The organism is Aeromonas sp. 61P (genome assembly GCF_051919545.1).
In the GTDB taxonomy this organism is placed as follows: Bacteria; Pseudomonadota; Gammaproteobacteria; order Enterobacterales; family Aeromonadaceae; genus Aeromonas; species Aeromonas veronii.
Window position 1 is genome coordinate 4,207,724 of record NZ_JBQBEL010000001.1, and the last position, 18,884, is coordinate 4,226,607.

Sequence of the window (18,884 nt, forward strand, 5' to 3'; positions counted from 1 at the left end):
CCGATGCGACGCAATTTCGCATCTTCTATTGGTTCAAAACACGGGTTTATAACAAGTAACGGCATATTCAAGCCGCCCCGGCAGCAGGCCGGGGCGGCGACTCAATGGTGCTGGCAGAGACGGCGCAGGGCATCGGGCCCCACCGGCTCCTCGGCGAGCAGCGGCACCACGGCGTAGCGGCTGGCATGTTGCTGCTCGACCGCCTCGATATGGGGCAACTGGCGCTCGGCCCGCAGTTGCAGCAGCGGTGAGCTGACCGCGGCTTGCTGCAAGCTGTGGTTGATGAGCCAGCCCCAGGGCTCGATACCAGCCCGGCGCAGATCGGCCTGCAGATTGGCCGCCTCCTGTACCGGCGTCGGCTCGGGCAACGTCACAATCAGTACCTTGGTCTGCTTGGGATCCTGCAACTGCATCATGGGGGTGGTGAAGTGCAGCCCCTTGTTTCCCATCTGGCGAGCGATCTCCCTGTGGTAGGCGCCGGTGGCGTCAAGCAGCAGCAGGGTGTGGCCGGTGGGGGCGGTATCCATCACCACGAAGCGCTTGCCCGCCTCGCGAATGATGCGCGAGAAGGCCTGAAACACAGCGATCTCCTCGGTACAAGGGGAGCGCAAGTCCTCCTCCAGCAGTGCCCGCCCCTGCTCGTCCAGCGCAGCCCCCTTGGTGGCCAGCACCTGGGCGCGGTACCGCTCGGTCTCGGCGTGGGGGTCGATGCGACTCACCTCAAGATGGGGCAAGCTACCTGCCAGCGTCTCGCTCAGGTGCGCGGCAGGATCCGAGGTGGTGAGGTGCACCGGCAGGCCGCGGCTAGCCAGCTCCACCGCCACGGCGGCCGCCAGCGTGGTTTTGCCCACCCCGCCCTTGCCCATCAGCATGATGAGGCCGTGACCGTCGGCGGCCAGCTTGTCTACCAGCGAACTCAACTCGGGCTGGGCTTGCTTGACAGTGGACTGTACTGTCGGGGATTCGGCGGCTGTTCCCTCTGCTTGCAGCAACAGCCGCAAACTGTCGACCCCCACCAGATTGGTGGCCAGCAGCGGGATATGATCCTGCGCCAGCCCCTTTATCCCCTGCGGCATCTTTACAAGAGCCTGTTGCTCACGCTGCCAGAGCGCCATTGCCAGCGGATCTCCGGCAATGGCGCCTTCGGGGAAGAGGCCATTGATCACCAGTTGCTGATTCAACAAGCCGATGGCGGCCAGCTCCTCGTGGGTGCGGGCCACTTCCCGCAGAGTGGATTGCTGGGCGCGCGCCACCAGCACCAAGCGGGTGCGAGTGGCATCAGCCAGGGCGGCGACCGCGTCGGCATACTGGCTGCGCTGCTTCTCCAGCCCCGCCAGCGGGCCAAGGCAGGAGGCATCCCCCTTGCCTTGCTCCAGAAATTCGCTCCAGGCGCCCGGCAGTTGCAGCAGCCGGATGGTGTGACCGGTTGGAGCCGTATCAAAGACGATGTGGTCATACTCGGCCAGCAGTGTTTGGTCGGTCAGCAGGGCGGTGAATTCGTCAAAGGCGGCGATCTCGGTGGTGCAGGCGCCGGAGAGCTGCTCCTCGATGCTGCGCACTACGCTCTCGGGCAACTTGCCGCGCACCGGCCCGACGATCCGCTCCCGATAGGCTTTGGCCGCCGCGGGGGGATCTATCTCTAGCGCCGACAAACCGGGCACAGGGGCGATGGCGGTGACGCGATTGCCGATCTCGGTGGCAAACACCTGCCCCACGTTGGAGGCAGGATCTGTGCTCACCAGCAGCACCCGCTTGCCAATATCACAGAGCGCCACCGCACTGGCGCAGGCCAGCGAGGTCTTGCCCACCCCGCCCTTGCCGGTGAAAAAGAGAAACGGCGGTGGATTGGTCAGAAAATGATACATAGCCTCTCCCGAATGGTGCGTCGCGACTCAGCAGCAACCGCTGCCAGAGCAGCAGCCACCCTTGACGATCCCCTTGATAGCCGCTTGCGGCGCAGGTAGCCCGGCATAACGGGCCAGCTCGCTGCGGCTCGGATAACGGCCGGTCAACACCACCTGTCCCTCCACCAGCACCAGCGGCAACCCCTCCTCCCCGGCATGGGTCAGAAAAGCGCTGACGGCAGGTGTCTCGGCAAATTGCATCGGCTGCTGGGCCAGATTGAAACGCTCGATGGCCACTCCCTGCTCCTTGGCCCAGGCAAGGTCGGCTGCGAAGGTGACCAGTGCCTGATCAACCTCGGTACCGCAGACACCGCTGGAACAGCAGAGGGCGGGATCAAAAATCTGAATGGAGGACATGACATTACTCCTTGTTGCAGCAGGGCTGCGCAGGCAGAACATGGGGGGAGCAGGCTGACTCGGCACGCATCACACCGCAGGCCTCGGGATGACCGGCGCAGCACTCCTCGGTAAGGTAGGCGATCACATCCAGCATCAGGGGAATATTGGCGCGGTAGCGCAGAAAGCGCCCCTCCTGCTCCACCGACAGCAGACCGGTGTTGAGCATCGCCTTGAGGTGAAACGAGAGGGTATTGGGGGCAATATCGAGCTCGCTGGCCAGTTCACCGGCGACCCGCCCCTCCAGCCCGGCCTTCACCAGCAGCCGCCATACATCGAGCCGGATGCCGGATGCCAGCGATTCAAAGACCTTGGTGGCCATCTCTTTGTTCATCTTCATTCCCCTTGGTGTGACCTTTCACTTCAACTATACAAGAATCATTGAAATGATCAAGATACGTACCGAAGCGAAGATACGAGGTTCTGGCATCAAACCAGGCTGACTGGAGAATCGACGAGTGAACAACAGTCGCGGACGAGCAAACAGGGCTCGCCGCAGATAAACAGACGCCCTCCAGACGGAGGGCGTATCAGACAGTCAGAGCTGTCGGGGCAATCAGACGAACGCGTGCCTTATTTGGCAGCAGGCACAGCGTGAAAGGTGAGCAGGGCTGCCTTGTTGGCATCGCTCAGAGTCAGCTGGTTGCCGTTGATGGAGTAGGTTGCCACCTTCTCCAGCTTTTGCAGGAACTCGGTCTCTTTGTTCATGGCGTCGCCGATGCACATCATGCGAGTGGAGCCCATGGCGCCCAGCGTCAAGACACCGTCACCCTGCTTGGTGATGCCGCCAAAATAGCGGTTGCAGCCGCCCTTGCCCGCCACCTTGCCGTCGACCACTTGCAGGGTGAAGGTATCGCCGGTGGCGCCTTGCAGCTGCCAGCTGGATGCTTGCAGTTGAGCCATGCTGGAACCTGTTGCCATTGCGCAGCCTCCCAGTGCCAGCGCGGCCAGCAGAGTCAGTTTCTTGTTCATGGATTCACCTCTTAATGATTAGAGCCATCAATACGGCAGCCTGTTTAACATGGCTGGCGCCCATGCCAAAGGATTTTATTGTGATCTCCCTTCACTTTACTACCAGCTGGCATGTGCCATGCTTAGGCTCAGTTCCGGACCCAGGGAGGGGAAACGAATGGTCAAATCACTCATCATCACACTGCTTGCAACCTGCGCCAGCATGGCTGTTCAGGCCGCCGACTGGGCAGTGGTTCAGCCGCAATCCAACCCGTCTCTCTATGTCAAAAGTTACTCGGGTGTGTTGCTCAATGGCCATAGCCATCACAGCGACAGTTTTGATCTCTGGCTGGTCAATAGCGGCTATCAATATCCGGTGGTGGATGATGTAACCCTCTTTATGGAAGCGGGCCCGGCAGTGGCGGATCAGAATCGCACATCCGGTTTCAATATGAGTTCGGGGGTACGCTACCAGCTCTCTCCGGCATTCAATATCGGCAGCCAGATCAAACATCTCGATCTCAACAAGGCCAGCACCCTGCTGGAGCTCAACTCCAGCCTGCTGCTGACCCCCAGACTCTCCCTCACCGCCAACTACGGGGTCAGCGCCATCACAGCCGATCAGGCGCTGAGCCTGGGGGTCGGTTTCAACTTCTGAATCAGATCAGCGGCGTGGCACTCACCACCACACCGTTGCGATCCGCATAGACGTAATCCCCTTCGTGGATGGTCACCCCGGCAAAGCTGACCACGGCCCCCAGCTCTCCCAATCCCCGCTTCTCGGTCTTGACCGGACAGGCCGCCAGCGCCTTGACCCCGAGTGCCAGTGTCGCCAGGGTGCCCACATCCCGCGCCGCGCCGTGGATCAGGATCCCCTCCCACCCCTGCTCCACCGCCTTGATCGCCAGTTGATCGCCAAGCAGCGCACGGCGCAGCGAACCGCCGCCGTCGATCACCATCACCTTGCCGTGACCGGGGCGGGTCACCAGATCCCGCACCAGACTGTTGTCTTCATAACAGGAGAGCGTTACGGCGCGACCATAAAAGAGGGCCTTGCCGCCAAAATCCTGAAACACCGGGTCGGCCACTTGCAGCAAGTCGCCGTGTTGATCGCAGAGGTCGGGCAGGAGATCCAGCATGATTTGATTCCTTTCAGATGCATGAAGGTGTTCATTCTTTCATCAGGCAAGGTTTCTGGCAATCCAGAAGGATTCAATATTGCCCAGATAAACTGCTGATTTATCCGTCAATACTGGTGTCAGCCAGAGCTGGCCATCCTCCACCCAGTAGATGGCGTTCTGGCCAAAACGAACAGCCAGCTGACGGGCTTGTGGCAGGGATAACGCCACCGCCAGCGATGACTCCTGCCAGCGTTCGTCCAGGTCAGATCCCCAAAACGGCCCCACCACGGGCACCTGCAAACCCACGGTCAGATGGCGCCACATCGCCCGTTCCCGCCGCATATTGCGTCGTTCTGTGACCCACTGGCTGGCCGGATTCCAGGCTGTGATGATGGCAAAAGCAGACCAGTCTGGTGGCTCAAATGGCGCGATAAAGCAGATTTTCTTGTAGTTTTCCCACAAATTCATGTCAATCACATGTTACATTCCATTACATTTTGTAGGGGCGAAAACCCGGTTCAGGCCAAGTATGATGCAGCTGTACCAGGGTTTGACCTATATCAAATCAGAGTTAAAAAGTTGCTATCTGACGGCAAAGAGTGTTGTTATGCTCCTGTTAACTGATAAAATGCGGCCACTTTCGTAATGGACGACCTTTCCAGGCTCTGCTCGACCAGACTTGTCGGGAACCTATAAGTGGCACAGGGATACTTGCCGGTACTGATGCCTAATTCGCGATATTCCGACCTGACTCTCATACCCAGGATGACGTAATAAATTTTCAGGATCAGTCAGGAAATCGGTTTGAAACGCCAAAGAGTGTTAAATTTAAGATAATTAACTGATAAGAATCTGGGAATACTCATGCAAACACCACACATTCTGATCGTCGAAGACGAGCTGGTCACACGCAATACCCTGAAAAGCATTTTTGAAGCCGAAGGCTACATCGTGCTCGAAGCCAACAACGGCGACGAAATGCACCAGGCCCTCACTTCCCACACCATCAATCTGGTGATCATGGACATCAACCTGCCGGGCAAGAACGGCCTGCTGCTGGCCCGTGAGCTGCGTGAGAACGACAACATCGCCCTGATGTTCCTGACCGGTCGTGACAACGAAGTGGACAAGATCCTGGGTCTGGAGATCGGCGCCGATGATTACATCACCAAGCCGTTCAACCCGCGCGAGCTGACTATCCGTGCCCGCAACCTGCTGAGCCGCACCATGAACGTGGCTGCCGGTGGCGAAGAGAAGAAGCTGGTTGAGCGCTACCTCTTCAACGGCTGGGCGCTGGATATCAACAGCCGCGCACTGGTCAGCCCGACTGGCGACATGTTCAAGCTGCCGCGCTCCGAGTTCCGCGCCATGCTGCACTTCTGCGAAAACCCGGGCCAGATCCAGACCCGTGCCGAGCTGCTGAAGAAGATGACCGGCCGTGAGCTCAAGCCACACGACCGTACCGTCGATGTGACCATCCGTCGCATTCGCAAACACTTCGAAAGCGTTAACGATACTCCGGAGATCATCGCCACCATCCACGGCGAAGGCTACCGTTTCTGTGGTGAGCTGGAACAGGAATAAGCTCCCGCTACGCTGTTGATCTGAAAAGGCGCCTCGGGCGCCTTTTCTGTCTCTGCAATTTGCCTTAAAAGCTGAGAAACCGTGAGCGTGACGTCGAACGGCGCACAAGACAGATGTGTCTAGTCCTGAAATAGGTTTACACATTTTCGGCTAGCTTTGCTCCACTCAGAACCCCCTATGTACCGCATCGGGGGTTCTGTATTTCAACGCATGATGCGGCCGCTCCGCGTTGTAAATATCCACTGCTTCACGCACCATTTCCCGCGCTTGCGTCAAATCCTGCGGGCTTTGCAACAATAACTCTCCTTTCAAAATCCCGTTCACCCGCTCCGCCAACGCATTCTGGTAGCAGTCATACCCATCCGTCATCGAGCATTTCACCCCGTACCGTTCATGTAATGACTGATACAGCCCAGAGCAATACTGCACGCCGCGGTCAGAGTGATGGATGAGTTCACCGCCGCCACGTCGTTGCTTCAGTGCTTTCTTGAACGCCATCGCCACCGATTCGGCGTGCATCCCTTCGTGCACGTGATGGCCCACTATCTTGCGTGAGTAGGCATCCGTCACCAGGCTCAGGTACAGCGGCCCGCTTCTGGCTGGCAGATAGGTGATATCAGCGACCCAGACCTGCTCCGGGGCCACCGGTGTGACCTGCTCTGGCCCCGCCTTGAGCAAGTTGGGATGACGGTAGAAACGGTGAAAACTGTGGGTGGTCTTGTGATACGCCCGCCTGGGCTGCACCAGCAGGCGGTGCTCGGCCAATATCTGAAACAGCCTGTCCCGCCCGACCTTGAGCCCGCCATCATCCTGACCCTGCAGCAGATAATGCAGCTTGCGAGTGCCCACCCGCGGTTGTCGCAGTCGAACCTGACGCACAAAACGCACCACTTGCAATCCCTGTGCATGGCGCTCGTCGGCGACCCGATTGCGCTTGTAGTAAGCCTGCCGGCTTATCCCCAGAAACAGGCAAGCCCTGACAATGGTCAGCCTCTCGACTTGCCGCTGCGAGAGGACTTGCCGGGTCGCTTTTTTACGATGGAGACGCCGTAGTCATTCTTCAGTACATCGACGACGGCCTCAAAGAACTGGGCCTTCTGACTCATCAACGCCAGCTGTTGCTCAAGTTCCTTGATGCGCTGTTCGGGCGTCTGATTGTCGTGGTCAGGCATGGTGATGCTCCTGCCGGCACGCACAGAAGCCCCCTGGCTCCAATCTTGCCGACCATGTTTACGCAACCATACCAGAACGGTGGAGCGGCCCTGAATGCCATAACGCACCTGAGCCTGTTTGTAGGTGAGCTCGCCTTTTTCAATCTGCTCGACCAGCGCCAGTTTAAAAGTCAGCGAGTAATCGCGCTGTGTCCGTTTCACACCTTGTCCCATCGGGCTCTCCATTTATTGGGGGGAAAGGTGTAAACCATATTCAGGACGGGACAATGAAAAACAAAAAGCCCACTCGCAGGAGTGGGCTTTTTGTTTTGAAGCTGGAGCGGGCAGCGGGAATCGAACCCGCATCATCAGCTTGGAAGGCTGAGGTAATAGCCATTATACGATGCCCGCTGGCATCTGAAATTGGAGCGGGTGATGGGAATCGAACCCACGTATGCAGCTTGGGAAGCTACCGTTCTACCATTGAACTACACCCGCGTCAGGGCTCCTACTATATGCATTTTGCCGCCGAGCGCAATGGCGCCTTTGCCACTTTTTTCAATAAATCAATCTGTTCGGACAAGGATTGAACAGACGGTTGCTTTTTCCATCAAACATTTTCAACACAGATAATTTACAAGGTTGCCAAGGCCAAACGGCAAGGATAGTCTTGCGCCACTCGACGCGAGGATGGTGGTAATGGATAAAAAAACGCAAAAACGTCTCTATGGCTGGTTGCGCAAGCAATCGAGTCACGGTCGCCGCTGGATCACGATATCCATCGCTTTTGGCCTTGGCCAGGGCATTCTGATGGTGGCGCAAGCCTGGCTGCTGGCGACCCTGTTGCACGGCTTTATCATCGAAGGCTCAACGCCTGAGCAATCCATCACGCTCTTTATTACCCTGCTGCTGGTGACGCTTGGCAAGGCGGCGCTGGCCTATGGCCGCGAAGTGGCCAGTTTCAAGGCGGGCAGCGCGGTGCGCCAGACCATCCGCCAGCTGGTGCTCACTCGCTTGAGTCGCCTCGGCCCTGCCTATATCCAGCGCCGTCCGGCCGGTAGCTGGGCCAGCCTGTTGCTGGAACAGATTGAAAACATGCAGGATTTCTTCTCCCGCTATCTGCCGCAGATGGCCATCGCCGTCTTTATTCCGGTGGTCATTCTGGTGGCCGTGTTCCCGGTCAACTGGGCGGCTGGTCTGATCCTGCTGGGCACTGCCCCCCTCATCCCCATCTTTATGATCCTGGTGGGTGTGGGCGCCGCCGATGCCAACCGCCGCAATTTTCAGGCGCTGGCCCGTCTCTCCGGCCACTTCCTCGATCGCCTGAAGGGGCTGCGTACCCTGCAACTCTTTATGCGTACCCAGGCAGAAGGTGACGCCATTCGCGACGCCTCGGAAGATTTTCGCGAACGCACCATGGAGGTGCTGCGCCTGGCGTTTTTGAGCACCGCAGTGCTGGAGTTCTTCGCCGCCATTTCAGTGGCTCTGGTCGCCGTCTACTTCGGCTTCTCTTATATCGACCATCTGAACTTTGGTAGCTATGGGGTCAAAGTCACCCTCTTTACCGGCCTGTTCGTGCTGTTTCTCGCCCCCGAGTTCTACGCCCCGCTGCGAGAACTGGGTGCCCACTACCACGCCAAGGCGCAGGCTATCGGCGCTGCCGAGCAGTTGCTTGAATTCCTAGAAGCCGAGGTGAGCGAGCCGGCCGCAGGCACAGCGCAGTTCCATGCCGACAGCCCGGTCAAGGTAGAAGCCAAAGGACTTGAAGTGCTGAGCGCCGAAGGCAAGGTGCTGGTCGGCCCCATCGACTTCACCCTGGAAGCCGGTTCGCGCACCGCCCTCATCGGCGTCAGCGGCGCAGGCAAGAGCTCGCTGGTCAACGCCCTACTCGGCTTTGCCCCCTATCGCGGCGAGCTCAAGGTCAACGGGCAGGAGCTCGCCACCCTCGACATGAGCCAGTGGCGCCTGCAGCTGGGCTGGCTCTCGCAAAACCCGCAGCTGTTCCACGCCTCCTTGCGCGACAACCTGCTGCTGGCCAAGCCAACGGCCAGCGATGCCGAGCTGGAAGATGCCCTGAAACGGGCGCAGGCGTGGGAATTTGCCATGGAGAAGGGGCTAGACTATCCGGTCGGCGATCAGGCCGGCGGCCTCTCGGTCGGTCAGGCCCAGCGCCTCGCCCTGGCGCGAACCCTGCTCAAATCAACCCAGCTGATGGTGCTCGACGAACCGACCGCCAGTCTGGATCGCCACTCCGAACGCGCCATCATGACCACTATTGAGCAGGCGATGGCTGGCCAGACCCTGCTGATGATCACCCACCGCCTCGACCAGCTCACCAAGATGGACAAGATAATGGTGCTGGCCCGCGGCCAGCTGGTGGAGCAAGGCAACTTCCAGCAACTTAGTTCTGGGCAGGGGCCTTTTGCCCGCCTGCTCTCCCAACGTTCCGGAGGTTCTCTCGATGAGTGATCTGTTGCCGTTTCTGCGCCTCTATCGCCAACACTGGCTCAGCCTCACCATTGGTTTGCTGCTGGCGCTGGTGACCCTGGCCGCCGGCATGGGGCTGCTCTCCCTCTCCGGCTGGTTCCTCTCCGCCGCCGCCGTGGCCGGGATGACAGTTGCGACGACCCATGCCTTTAACTACATGACCCCCGCCGGTGGGGTGCGCTTCTTCTCCATCGTTCGCACCGCCGGTCGCTGGGGTGAGCGGGTGGTGAGCCACGATGCCACCTTCCGGGTGCTGACCCGACTGCGGGTCTGGTTCTGGCAGAAACTCTCGCCGCTCTCCACCGGTACCCTGGCCGGTTTCCGTCAGGCGGATCTGCTCAACCGGCTGGTGGCAGACATCGATGCGATGGATCACGTCTATCTGCGGCTGATCACCCCCATAGGCGCGGCCCTGCTCAGTACCGCCGGACTGGTCTTCTTCCTGTCGTTTTTCGACAGCCGTCTCGCCCTCACCCTGGGTGCCATTCTGCTATTTGGCATGATTGCCCTGCCGCTGGTGTTCTACTTCCTCGGCCGTCGCCCCGGTCAGGCGCTGATTGCCGAAAAATCGACCCTGCGTACCCGGATGGTGGACTATCTGGATGGTCAGGCCGAGCTGCAGATGTTTGCCGCCGCCCCCAAGGCGCTGGTTGAGCTGCAACAGGCCGAGCAGGCGCTGCTCGTCGCGCAGGCCCGGATGGCCAAGGTGAGCGGGCTGGCCAACTTCTCGGTGCAACTGCTGAGCGGCTGGACCCTGACCCTGATGCTCTGGCTGGCAGGTCATGGGGTAGCGGGTGCTGCGCCCGACCCCATTACCGCACTGATGGTCTTTGCCACCCTGGCAAGCTTCGAGGCACTGATGCCACTGGCGGGGGCTTTCCAGCACCTCTCCACCAGCCTCACCTCGGCACGCCGCCTGAACGAGATCCTGCAAGAGGCCAAAGCCCCCGTGTGGGGCGACGAACAGACCCATGCCACCGTTGGTGCGCTGCAGATCAATGACCTCTATTTTGGCTACCCCGGCAACCCTCAGCCGGTGCTGCGTGGCTGCACCCTGCAGCTGAACGCCGGTGAGAAGCTGGCGCTGCTGGGCCAGACCGGCTGCGGCAAATCGACCCTGATGGGGCTGTTGACCCGGGAGTGGAGCCCGCAGGCTGGCAAGATCCTGCTGGGTGGCAAGCCGCTCACCGACTACAGTGAAGGGGCGCTGCGCGCTTCCATCTCGGTGGTGAGCCAGCGGGTGCATCTGTTTGCCGATACCTTGCGGGGCAACCTCAAACTGGCCGCCCCGACCGCCTCTGACGAGCAGCTGATTGCGGTGCTGACCCAGGTCGGACTGGCCAATCTGCTGGAAGATGAGGCGGGCCTCGACGCCTGGCTCGGTGACGGTGGCCGCCCCCTCTCCGGTGGCGAGCGTCGCCGTATCGGCATCGCCCGCGCCCTGCTGCACGATGCGCCGCTCTGGCTACTGGACGAACCGACCGAAGGGCTCGACAGTCAAACCGAACGGGAGATCATGGATCTGCTGTTCCGGCTCGGGGCAGATCGCACCTTGCTGCTCATCTCCCACCGTCTGCTGGGGATGGAACAGATGGACCGGATTGCCCTGATGGAAGAGGGACAGATCCGCCTCTGCGCCCCGCACAACGAGCTGCTGGGGGATGATTACTACCGCAGCCTCTATCAGCGACTGGCTCCTGTTTGATATCAGCCTGATATCAGGCTGATGGGGGTCACACCCTGACAACCGGGCGCAAAACGGGGCTGGTCGCCGCAGGCGGCTGGCCCCTATAATGTCCCCCTCATTATTCAACAAGATGCCGACATGGAGCGCCTGCGCATTTCTACTGTCCTCATCACCGACACAAGATACGAGACGATGAAACGCCTGATCCTGATGATGCCCCTGATTGCCTCCGGCTGTACCAACTACGCCTTCAACAGCAATCTGGATAAAGAGAACTTCGACGAATACTTCAAACCCGGTAGCGTGCGCATCTATGAACAGGATGAGCTGGCTGACCTCAACTACCTCTACCTCGGCACCATCGAGGGTGAATCCTGCCAGGCCGACGCCAACCAGCCGGTGCCCAACGCAGGTGAAGCGCGCACCCTGGCCCGCCGTCGCGCCGCCGACATGGGTGGCAACGGCGTCACCATCGACAAATGCGCCGAGTTCAGCGACACCCCGGGCTGCCTGAAACAGGTGATCTGCTACGGGCAGGCGCTGAAAGTGGCCGAAGAGAAGTAACCCGCTGTCATGGCCCTCGCTATCGTTCGCCTTGGCAGCCCGCGCCTGCCCGATGAGGGGCTGCGGATCGGCACGGTACGCCGCCCGCCCCGCGGTGTACCCAAGAGCGAATTTGCCAGCCAGAACTGGTATGACGTCTGGTTTCCCAACCTTGCCCCCAGCAGCGAGACCATGAAGCTGGGGCAGGCAGCCGAGACCCCCGCCCAGTGGGCAGCGTTTGGCAAACAGTACAAGGCCGAGATGGCGCAACCTGCCGCCAGGCACGATCTGGTGCTACTGGCCGCCCTCTCCCACACCACCAACCTCTCGGTCGGTTGCTACTGCGAGCAGGAGTCCCGCTGCCATCGCACCATTTTGAAAGAGCTGCTGGTAGCCGCGGGGGCCGTCATCCGCTAACTCGGCGAGCGACAACGATGGGATGGGGAATCGCGTCAGCCTGTATTCGGCAACCATCAGGCATGGATAGACAGAGAGGGCATCCCGCGGGATGCCCTCTCTCGTTGTATTCACACCTGCCGCGCCACGCTCGGTAGCAGCGGCTCGATGCCCCCCTCCTAATGCAGACTGGGCTCCAGCAACTGCTGCCGCAGCGAAGTCTCCTCGGCCTGAGTCATGGCATTCTCCGCTACCCCGGCGGCAGGCTCGATGGCCAGCCAATTGGCAAGGTCGGCGGCGGTCTCTTCCAGCGGCCGAAAGTTCAATCCCTTCACGATGGCCGCCTCGGCGCTTATAGAGCCGTAACCGGCAAACTCCGCCTGCGCGCAGGGCAGCAGGGAGGGATAGCTCTGCCAGGGCTCGATTCCGGCTGCCATAAGGGTGGACCAGGGCAGCCACTCGGGCTGGATGGGGCGGGCGGGCTGCAACCGGGCGCTCAGCCGCTCCAGCCAGTCACAGAGGGTAATACCGGATTTGAGCAAGTTGAATGTGCCCCCCAACTGCTGCTCGGCGGCACGCAACACAAACTCGGCACAGTCGCGCACATCGAGATACTGCAAGCGATCCTCGCCACTGCCCGGCAGCAACCAGGGCCCGCCCTGCTGCACCCGCTTAATCCACCAGGCCATGCGCCCGGTAGGATCATGGGGGCCGCACAGCACGCCCGGGCGCAGGATGCAAAGCCGCTCGCCCCAGCGGGCGCGATACTCCTGCTCGCACAACACCTTGAGCGGGCCATAGTCAGTGGGCATTTCCCCTTCGGGGATAGCATGCAGCGGCGCCGACTCATTCATCCCGGGCATTGAGAAATCGCGATAGACACTGATGGTGGAGATAAAGATCAGCCGCGCGCAGCGCCCGAGCAAGGCGGCCGAGAGGCTTGCCGCCTGCTCGGGGCGATAGCAGCAGGTATCGATGACGAGATCCCACTGCAACCCGGCCCCTTGCAGGGCGCTCAGGCTCTTGTCCCTGTCGCCGGTGAGCTGCACCAGATCGCGCCAGTCCGGATGCTGGTGCAGGCCACGGTTGAACAGCGTCACTTCATGGCCCCAATCCAGCGCCAGCGCGGTGAGGTGGCGCCCCAAAAAGCCGGTGCCACCGATAATCAGCAGTTTCATCCCTCTCCCTCCCCCTTCGGCGCGAGTGCGCACATTTCATCCTGACACGCCAGTTGCCTCCACCCTACGCAACTTGGTGTGCGGGCACAGCCCCCGACTGGCCGGGATGGGACAGGGATCACGGCAGCGCTGCAGAAATCGGCGTAATGAGGCCAAGCCTGCGTTTTGGGGCCGCCTGTGCTAAATTGCCGAGGTTTTCAGTCAGGATCCGCCATGAAGTTCGAAATCGACACCCTCGGGATCATCCGCTCTCCCTACAAGGAGAAGTTCGCCATCCCCCGCCAGCCCGGTCTGGTCAAATCGGCCCGCGCCCGCCTCGAGCTGCTCCCCCCTTACGATCAGCCGGATGTGCTGCGCGGCATCGAGCAGTTCTCCCATCTGTGGCTCAGCTTCGTCTTTCACCAGACCATGGCGCAGGGCTGGCACCCGACGGTGCGTCCACCCCGCCTTGGCGGCAACGAACGGGTCGGCGTCTTTGCCACCCGCTCTACTTTCCGCCCCAATCCGCTAGGGCTCTCGGTGGTCGAGCTGCACGGGATCGGTCGCGAACGGGGCAAGCTGTGGCTGGAGCTGGGAGCGGTGGATCTGCTCGATGGCACCCCCATCGTCGATATCAAACCCTATATTCCCTATGCCGACAGCCTGCCGGATGCCCGTGGTGGTTTTGCCCCCGACGCCCCCACCCCGCCGCTGGCGGTGAGCTTCAGTGCCGAGGCAGAACAGCAGTTGCAACCCTGGCTCAAGGCCCATCCCGAGCTGCGCCAGCTGGTGAGCGAAGTGCTGGCACAAGATCCGCGCCCCGCCTACAAGAAGGGCAAGCCCGATGAGAAGGAGTACGGGGTGCGGCTGTTTGACTGCAACGTCCGTTTTCGCATCAGCGAGCCGGATTGCGTGGTGCTGGCCATCGAGCCAGCCTGAACCTGGGCAGGCCGACATCACTGATGCTATTTCACGCTTTCTTCACGTCACAAGGGGCTTAATGAGCCTGTAAATTGTGTGGCATTGATCAGACTATCCACCCGGTTGCCAGTGATACCATGCACACAGCAGAGGGCATCTCCTCTCTGACTGAGGCCAGCCGCAGGCTGCCGGTTGATGGCAAACATGGTAGCCCGGCTGTTGCCGCCAAAGGATCTGGCCTCGCCCCGACACGTTTGAGTGCGGGGATGCCACACGGATGTGACAGCACTTCGAAGGAACAAACCTATGCTGATGAACAGTGAACAACGTTATGGCACCCTGAATATCGGGCTGCACTGGCTGACCCTGTGGGCCATGATCGCCGTCTACGCCCTGATCGAATTTCGCGATATTTTCCCCAAAGGGGACCCTGGCCGGGATCTGATGAAGGAGTGGCACTTTATGCTGGGGCTGCTTATCTTCGCCCTGGTGTTTGTCAGACTGGCCCTGCGCTGGATGAGCCCGACGCCCCGTATCGTGCCCGAGCTCTCCCCGATCATGCACAAACTGGCAAAACTGGCCCACCTCGCCCTCTACGGTTTTCTTATTCTCACCCCGCTGTTTGGCTGGCTGCTGCTGAGCGCCGCGGGCAAGCCCATCCCCTTCTTCGGGCTTGAGCTGCCTGCTCTGCTCTCCCCCAGTCCGGATCTCAAGGGACTGATCAAGGAGGTGCACGAGACGCTGGGTAATATCGGTTACGCCCTGATCGGCCTGCACACGGTGGCGGCCCTCTATCACCACCATATTCTCAAAGACAACACCCTCACCAATATGCTGCCGCCGCGCCGCAGCTAACGGGTAACGGGGAAATGCAGAGGGGGCCATCGTGGCCCCCTCTCTGTCTTCCTGAACAGCACGCTTGCAAAGAGCATCACGCCTGCTTGGCCAGCTCCTCGGTCGGCTTGCCTTTCGGCTCGTGCGGCAGCTTTTTCACATTGCTCTTGCTCTCCGGCTGCTTGCTCCCGGACGAACTGTTTTCAGACAAGGCTTGCAACACGGGATCGGCCTTGCTGGCCACGGTGGGCTGGGACTGGCCAACAAAGTTGCCGCCCTTGCAGATGGAGAGACTGCCCCCCTTGAAGATCCCCTGCATCTTGCCGCTCTCCAGGATCTCCACCTCGGCGGAGGTACAGGTGCCTTCCAGCAGACCATTGATGATCACGTGGGGCGCACTACCTCCCCCTCAACGCTACCGCCCTGCATGATGCGCAGCACACCACCGATGAGCTGGATGGTGCCATTGACCTGACCGCGCACCTCCAGATCCCCCTCCACCTGCAACTCGCCCTTGAAGCGGGAACCGGCTGCAATCACAGTGGCCCCGGCCGACGCAGTAGCCGCACCACCTTTGTTTCTTCCAAACATCCGTACTCTCTCCACCAACCACACAAGCAGAACCAGCGGCATCGGCGCCACTGGCCACAGAAAACAGGGCGACCCCAGCACGTAGAGCAGCAAGGCTGCCCCCCAGCAGAGCCAGACAATATAGAGGAGGTCGCTGCGCTCACGCTGTTGCAGTCGCGCCAGCAGCCTCCCGGCCATCTCTCTCATCACATCAAACCTTTCGCAGCATGGCTGCCGACCAGCATGCCATCGACAACCCGGACCATGGTTAAACGACCAGTTGGCACGAACTCTGAAGTCCCGCTGATTCAGTCCCGATACAGCCGGGATGCATTAGGATTCGAATTGACTCGAAGCGACATACACTTTCTAATTGACAGCCTGGATCCCTATGACCGCTCACATCATGAAAATTCTGTTGGTCGAAGACGACAAGCTGCTCAATCACCACCTCTCCTCTCTGCTGACCGAAGCCGACAATCAGGTCTACAGCACCGACCAGGCCGGGATTGCACTGCACTACGCCGCCGACTATCCCATTGATGTGGCCATCATCGACCTCGGTCTGCCCGATATGGACGGCCTGCAACTGATCCGGCAACTGCGCGAACGGCAGATCCCCTTCCCCATCATTGTGCTGACCGCCCGTGGCAACTGGCAGGACAAGGTCGAAGGACTGGAAGCAGGCGCTGATGACTATCTGGTCAAACCGTTCCAGAAAGATGAGCTGCTGGCCCGACTCAATGCGCTGGTGCGCCGCAGCGCCGGTTTTATCTCGCCCAAGGTGAAGGCCGGTGATTATGAGCTGGATCTCTCCCGCAAGGAGCTGACCATCGCCGGTGAAGTGGCGGTGCTCACCAGCTTTGAATACCTCATTCTGGAGTACCTGATGCGCAATGCCCGTCAGGTGGTCTCCAAGCAGCAACTGCTCGACCAGCTCTACGGCGACGGCGAAGGGGATCCCAACACCATCGAGGTGATGGTGAGCCGCCTGCGCAAGAAGCTGGATCCGGAGGGAACGATTCAACCCATCTCCACAATCCGGCGTCAGGGTTATATCTTCAACCTCTCCTGTAACTGATGCAGTTTCATCTGCCGCGCCCCATCAAGATGATCCGCAGCTCACTGCACATCAAACTGCTGCTCAGCTCGCTGCTGGTCATCGCGCTGATCATGGGGTTTGCCGTCTACGCCCTCTACCTCGGCCACGTCGAGGAGCAGACCCAGAAGGCCAGCGCCCGGATGCAGGAGAACCTGGCCAAGCTGTTTTCCTCCACCGAGCCGGATGACAAGGGGTCAAACGTCGAGCTGGGGCGGATATCCCGTGGTGCGGGGGATCGCAACCTCGATACTCTGATCTGCCGCGCCGATGGCGATCTGGTCTGGTCGAGCCTCCATATGCCGGAGGTGATCAAGGCCAAACAGACCATCTGCGGCGATCTGATGAAGTATCTGGGGGGGATGGATCTCGACTACTTCTTCAAGAAGCACACCATCAAGAACGGCGAGAGCTACTTCGTCTACAGCCTGCGGTTTATCCGCAATCCCGGCAGCGGCACCACCGCCTACTACGTGGTGATGATCGACTCGGCCAAACGCTATCACGAAGAGTCCCGCACCTACCTCTACCAGACCGCCAAACAGGCACTGCTCGCCTATATGCTGCTGGCCGGGCTGCTGCTGCTCACCACCTTCTGGAGCCTCAGCTCCCTGCGCACCATCGCCCGTCAGATCGACGATATTCGGGCCGGAAAGCGCGATGACCTCTCGAGCGATTTTGAGCGGGAGCTGGCCCCGCTGACCGACTCCATCAACCAGCTGCTGGAAAACGAACGCCAGCAGACCCAGCGCTACCAGCACGCCCTCAACGATCTCGCCCACAGCCTTAAAACCCGGCTGGCGCTGATCCAGATCACCACCCGCGAAGTGAAGCTGGGGCGGGAGATCCACGACAACATCAACGAGCAGATCCTCACCATGGATCAGATGATCCAGTATCAGCTCAGACGGGCCGTGACCGGCCGCCAGCGCCTTGCCAGCAAGGGCACCGAGCCGGTGCCGCTGATTGAAAAACTGCTGGCCAGCCTGACCAAGGTCTATCGCCACAAGAAGCTGCAAACCCACTTCAAGTTCGATGATGACGCCCTCTTCCACGGCGAACAGGGCGACCTGATGGAGCTGATGGGCAACCTGCTCGACAACGCCTGCAAATTTGCCATCAGCGAAGTGAAGGTGACGGTGCGCCGCCATCTCGAGCGGCTGCGTATCGAAGTGGAAGATGATGGCCCGGGAATCGATCCGGCCAAATCGGAGCAGATCTTCCAGCGCGGCGCGTGCGGGCCGACAGCTCGCCGGGTCAGGGCATCGGACTGGCGGTGGTGACCGAAATCGTCCACAGCTATGGCGGCCAGATCCGGGTCGATGAATCCCCCCTCGGCGGCGCCCGCTTTACCCTGGATCTTCCCTGACACCGGATAGGCCCGACCACGGGCCCTCTGCCACCCGCTACACTGCCCTACCCAGGGTTAAAAACTCCTGCCTGACACCACCCAATTCAGCAATATGCTATCGAGATGCTTGAGATGTGAGGCATCTCGGTTAAGCTATGGCCGACTCGTTTGTTAACCATTTGATGGACCTGTAATCGCACTATGGAAAACATGTTTGAAAGATTGATGTACGCATCCCGCTGGATCATGGCCCCCATTTATCTTGGGCTCAGCCTCATACTGCTGGCACTGGGAGTGAAATTCTTTCAGGAGATCCTCCATATCCTGCCCAACATACTGGAGATGAAAGAGGTGGATCTGGTGCTGGTCACACTGTCGCTGATCGATATCACCCTGGTGGGGGGACTTATCGTGATGGTGATGTTTTCCGGCTATGAGAACTTCGTCTCGCGCCTCGATGTCGGGGATGAGGGCGACAAACTGGTGTGGCTCGGCAAGCTCGATGCCGGCTCCCTGAAAAACAAGGTCGCCGCCTCCATTGTCGCCATCTCCTCCATTCACCTGCTCAAGGTGTTTATGAATGCCGAAAATCTCCCCAACGACAAGATCAAGTGGTACCTGCTGATCCACATCACCTTTGTCCTCTCGGCCTTCGCCATGGGCTACCTCGACAAGCTGACCCGCAAATAGTAGCCAGCCTGCGATAGACGATATGCCCGATAACACGACATG

The 18,884-nt window shown here is 60.2% G+C and carries 18 protein-coding genes, 2 tRNA genes and 2 pseudogenes; 11 read left to right on the forward strand and 11 right to left on the reverse strand.

Features of this window, described 5'->3' with window-relative positions; translation table 11 throughout:
- Positions 1-101: 101 nt before the first annotated feature.
- The 4 genes from arsA to ACTG2O_RS19555 form a co-directional block, all read right to left on the reverse strand.
- A complete protein-coding gene (gene arsA / locus ACTG2O_RS19540; protein ID WP_019445632.1) occupies positions 102-1,865 on the reverse strand; it encodes an arsenical pump-driving ATPase in 1,764 nt (587 codons plus the stop codon).
- 27 nt (positions 1,866-1,892) lie between these two features.
- A complete protein-coding gene (gene arsD, locus ACTG2O_RS19545; protein WP_005347398.1) occupies positions 1,893-2,261 on the reverse strand; it encodes an arsenite efflux transporter metallochaperone ArsD in 369 nt (122 codons plus the stop codon).
- 4 nt (positions 2,262-2,265) lie between these two features.
- Positions 2,266-2,634, reverse strand: a complete 369-nt coding sequence (locus ACTG2O_RS19550) for an ArsR/SmtB family transcription factor (protein WP_005338181.1) — start codon at positions 2,632-2,634, stop codon at positions 2,266-2,268.
- A gap of 239 nt (positions 2,635-2,873) precedes the next feature.
- The gene (locus tag ACTG2O_RS19555; RefSeq protein ID WP_019445631.1) at positions 2,874-3,272 is read right to left on the reverse strand and encodes an META domain-containing protein; all 399 of its coding nucleotides are present in this window, start codon (positions 3,270-3,272) and stop codon (positions 2,874-2,876) included.
- Positions 3,273-3,429: 157 nt separating this feature from the next.
- Between ACTG2O_RS19555 and ACTG2O_RS19560 the strand changes: the two genes are divergently transcribed.
- Positions 3,430-3,909, forward strand: a complete 480-nt coding sequence (locus ACTG2O_RS19560; RefSeq protein WP_005350173.1) for a hypothetical protein — start codon at positions 3,430-3,432, stop codon at positions 3,907-3,909.
- Position 3,910: 1 nt separating this feature from the next.
- Here the strand turns inward: ACTG2O_RS19560 and ACTG2O_RS19565 are convergent, their stop codons facing one another.
- Positions 3,911-4,390 carry a putative 4-hydroxy-4-methyl-2-oxoglutarate aldolase gene (locus ACTG2O_RS19565; RefSeq protein WP_019445630.1) on the reverse strand — a complete coding sequence of 160 codons (480 nt, stop codon included), beginning with the start codon at positions 4,388-4,390 and terminating at the stop codon, positions 3,911-3,913.
- 42 nt (positions 4,391-4,432) lie between these two features.
- Entirely contained in the window at positions 4,433-4,840 is a 408-nt protein-coding gene (locus ACTG2O_RS19570; protein WP_019445629.1) for a DUF3293 domain-containing protein, read from the reverse strand.
- Positions 4,841-5,236: 396 nt separating this feature from the next.
- Here ACTG2O_RS19570 and arcA point away from each other — a divergent pair, with 396 nt between their 5' ends.
- Positions 5,237-5,956 carry a two-component system response regulator ArcA gene (gene arcA / locus ACTG2O_RS19575; protein ID WP_005338193.1) on the forward strand — a complete coding sequence of 240 codons (720 nt, stop codon included), beginning with the start codon at positions 5,237-5,239 and terminating at the stop codon, positions 5,954-5,956.
- A 165-nt stretch (positions 5,957-6,121) separates the two neighbouring features.
- On the opposite strand, the gene ACTG2O_RS19580 is transcribed toward arcA, so the two are convergent.
- The 3 genes from ACTG2O_RS19580 to ACTG2O_RS19590 form a co-directional block, all read right to left on the reverse strand.
- A protein-coding gene (locus tag ACTG2O_RS19580; protein ID WP_439975195.1) for an IS3 family transposase occupies positions 6,122-7,341 on the reverse strand; the annotation gives its coding sequence in 2 pieces (ribosomal slippage) (positions 6,122-6,993 and positions 6,993-7,341; 1,221 coding nt in all).
- A 102-nt stretch (positions 7,342-7,443) separates the two neighbouring features.
- Positions 7,444-7,518 (reverse strand) — tRNA-Gly (locus tag ACTG2O_RS19585).
- 13 nt (positions 7,519-7,531) lie between these two features.
- Positions 7,532-7,605, reverse strand: a tRNA-Gly gene (locus ACTG2O_RS19590).
- A 201-nt stretch (positions 7,606-7,806) separates the two neighbouring features.
- On the opposite strand from ACTG2O_RS19590, the gene cydD reads away from it, so the two are divergent.
- The 4 genes from cydD to ACTG2O_RS19610 all read left to right on the forward strand — a co-directional run bounded on the left by cydD (position 7,807) and on the right by ACTG2O_RS19610 (position 12,241).
- A complete protein-coding gene (gene cydD, locus ACTG2O_RS19595; protein ID WP_439976511.1) occupies positions 7,807-9,576 on the forward strand; it encodes a heme ABC transporter permease/ATP-binding protein CydD in 1,770 nt (589 codons plus the stop codon).
- On the forward strand, positions 9,569-11,299 hold the full coding sequence (cydC, locus tag ACTG2O_RS19600) for a heme ABC transporter ATP-binding protein/permease CydC (RefSeq protein ID WP_439976512.1): 1,731 nt from the start codon (positions 9,569-9,571) through the stop codon (positions 11,297-11,299). The genes cydD and cydC overlap by 8 nt, the downstream gene beginning before the upstream one ends.
- Positions 11,300-11,473: 174 nt before the next feature.
- The gene (gene rcsF, locus ACTG2O_RS19605; protein WP_439976513.1) at positions 11,474-11,845 is read left to right on the forward strand and encodes an Rcs stress response system protein RcsF; all 372 of its coding nucleotides are present in this window, start codon (positions 11,474-11,476) and stop codon (positions 11,843-11,845) included.
- Between the two features lie 9 nt (positions 11,846-11,854).
- Positions 11,855-12,241, forward strand: a complete 387-nt coding sequence (locus ACTG2O_RS19610) for a DUF488 domain-containing protein (protein WP_439976514.1) — start codon at positions 11,855-11,857, stop codon at positions 12,239-12,241.
- Positions 12,242-12,399: 158 nt separating this feature from the next.
- On the opposite strand, the gene ACTG2O_RS19615 is transcribed toward ACTG2O_RS19610, so the two are convergent.
- Positions 12,400-13,398, reverse strand: coding sequence for an NAD-dependent epimerase/dehydratase family protein (locus ACTG2O_RS19615; RefSeq protein WP_201991691.1), 999 nt, complete (start codon positions 13,396-13,398; stop codon positions 12,400-12,402).
- Between the two features lie 213 nt (positions 13,399-13,611).
- Here ACTG2O_RS19615 and tsaA point away from each other — a divergent pair, with 213 nt between their 5' ends.
- Positions 13,612-14,316, forward strand: coding sequence for a tRNA (N6-threonylcarbamoyladenosine(37)-N6)-methyltransferase TrmO (tsaA, locus tag ACTG2O_RS19620; protein WP_019445624.1), 705 nt, complete (start codon positions 13,612-13,614; stop codon positions 14,314-14,316).
- A gap of 288 nt (positions 14,317-14,604) precedes the next feature.
- Complete coding sequence (locus ACTG2O_RS19625) at positions 14,605-15,153, forward strand: cytochrome b (RefSeq protein WP_005350133.1); 549 nt, start codon at positions 14,605-14,607, stop codon at positions 15,151-15,153.
- A 76-nt stretch (positions 15,154-15,229) separates the two neighbouring features.
- Here the strand turns inward: ACTG2O_RS19625 and ACTG2O_RS19630 are convergent.
- Positions 15,230-15,909 (reverse strand): annotated as a pseudogene (locus ACTG2O_RS19630) (bactofilin family protein).
- 199 nt (positions 15,910-16,108) lie between these two features.
- Between ACTG2O_RS19630 and ACTG2O_RS19635 the strand changes: the two are divergent.
- The 3 genes and pseudogenes from ACTG2O_RS19635 (at position 16,109) to ACTG2O_RS19645 (ending at position 18,842) form a co-directional block, all read left to right on the forward strand.
- A complete protein-coding gene (locus ACTG2O_RS19635; protein ID WP_040066247.1) occupies positions 16,109-16,783 on the forward strand; it encodes a response regulator transcription factor in 675 nt (224 codons plus the stop codon).
- Positions 16,783-18,170: pseudogene (locus ACTG2O_RS19640) on the forward strand (ATP-binding protein). The gene ACTG2O_RS19635 and the pseudogene ACTG2O_RS19640 overlap by 1 nt, the downstream one beginning before the upstream one ends.
- Positions 18,171-18,362: 192 nt before the next feature.
- Entirely contained in the window at positions 18,363-18,842 is a 480-nt protein-coding gene (locus ACTG2O_RS19645; protein WP_230848197.1) for a TIGR00645 family protein, read from the forward strand.
- Positions 18,843-18,884 lie beyond the last annotated feature (42 nt).

Coding starts and splice junctions, on each gene's coding strand:
- arsA (WP_019445632.1), bottom strand. CDS start 1,865: ATGTATCATTTTCTGACCAATCCACCGCCGTTTCTCTTTTTCACCGGC.
- arsD (WP_005347398.1), bottom strand. CDS start 2,261: ATGTCCTCCATTCAGATTTTTGATCCCGCCCTCTGCTGTTCCAGCGGT.
- ACTG2O_RS19550 (WP_005338181.1), bottom strand. CDS start 2,634: ATGAACAAAGAGATGGCCACCAAGGTCTTTGAATCGCTGGCATCCGGC.
- ACTG2O_RS19555 (WP_019445631.1), bottom strand. CDS start 3,272: ATGAACAAGAAACTGACTCTGCTGGCCGCGCTGGCACTGGGAGGCTGC.
- ACTG2O_RS19560 (WP_005350173.1), top strand. CDS start 3,430: ATGGTCAAATCACTCATCATCACACTGCTTGCAACCTGCGCCAGCATG.
- ACTG2O_RS19565 (WP_019445630.1), bottom strand. CDS start 4,390: ATGCTGGATCTCCTGCCCGACCTCTGCGATCAACACGGCGACTTGCTG.
- ACTG2O_RS19570 (WP_019445629.1), bottom strand. CDS start 4,840: ATGAATTTGTGGGAAAACTACAAGAAAATCTGCTTTATCGCGCCATTT.
- arcA (WP_005338193.1), top strand. CDS start 5,237: ATGCAAACACCACACATTCTGATCGTCGAAGACGAGCTGGTCACACGC.
- cydD (WP_439976511.1), top strand. CDS start 7,807: ATGGATAAAAAAACGCAAAAACGTCTCTATGGCTGGTTGCGCAAGCAA.
- cydC (WP_439976512.1), top strand. CDS start 9,569: ATGAGTGATCTGTTGCCGTTTCTGCGCCTCTATCGCCAACACTGGCTC.
- rcsF (WP_439976513.1), top strand. CDS start 11,474: ATGAAACGCCTGATCCTGATGATGCCCCTGATTGCCTCCGGCTGTACC.
- ACTG2O_RS19610 (WP_439976514.1), top strand. CDS start 11,855: ATGGCCCTCGCTATCGTTCGCCTTGGCAGCCCGCGCCTGCCCGATGAG.
- ACTG2O_RS19615 (WP_201991691.1), bottom strand. CDS start 13,398: ATGAAACTGCTGATTATCGGTGGCACCGGCTTTTTGGGGCGCCACCTC.
- tsaA (WP_019445624.1), top strand. CDS start 13,612: ATGAAGTTCGAAATCGACACCCTCGGGATCATCCGCTCTCCCTACAAG.
- ACTG2O_RS19625 (WP_005350133.1), top strand. CDS start 14,605: ATGCTGATGAACAGTGAACAACGTTATGGCACCCTGAATATCGGGCTG.
- ACTG2O_RS19635 (WP_040066247.1), top strand. CDS start 16,109: ATGAAAATTCTGTTGGTCGAAGACGACAAGCTGCTCAATCACCACCTC.
- ACTG2O_RS19645 (WP_230848197.1), top strand. CDS start 18,363: ATGTTTGAAAGATTGATGTACGCATCCCGCTGGATCATGGCCCCCATT.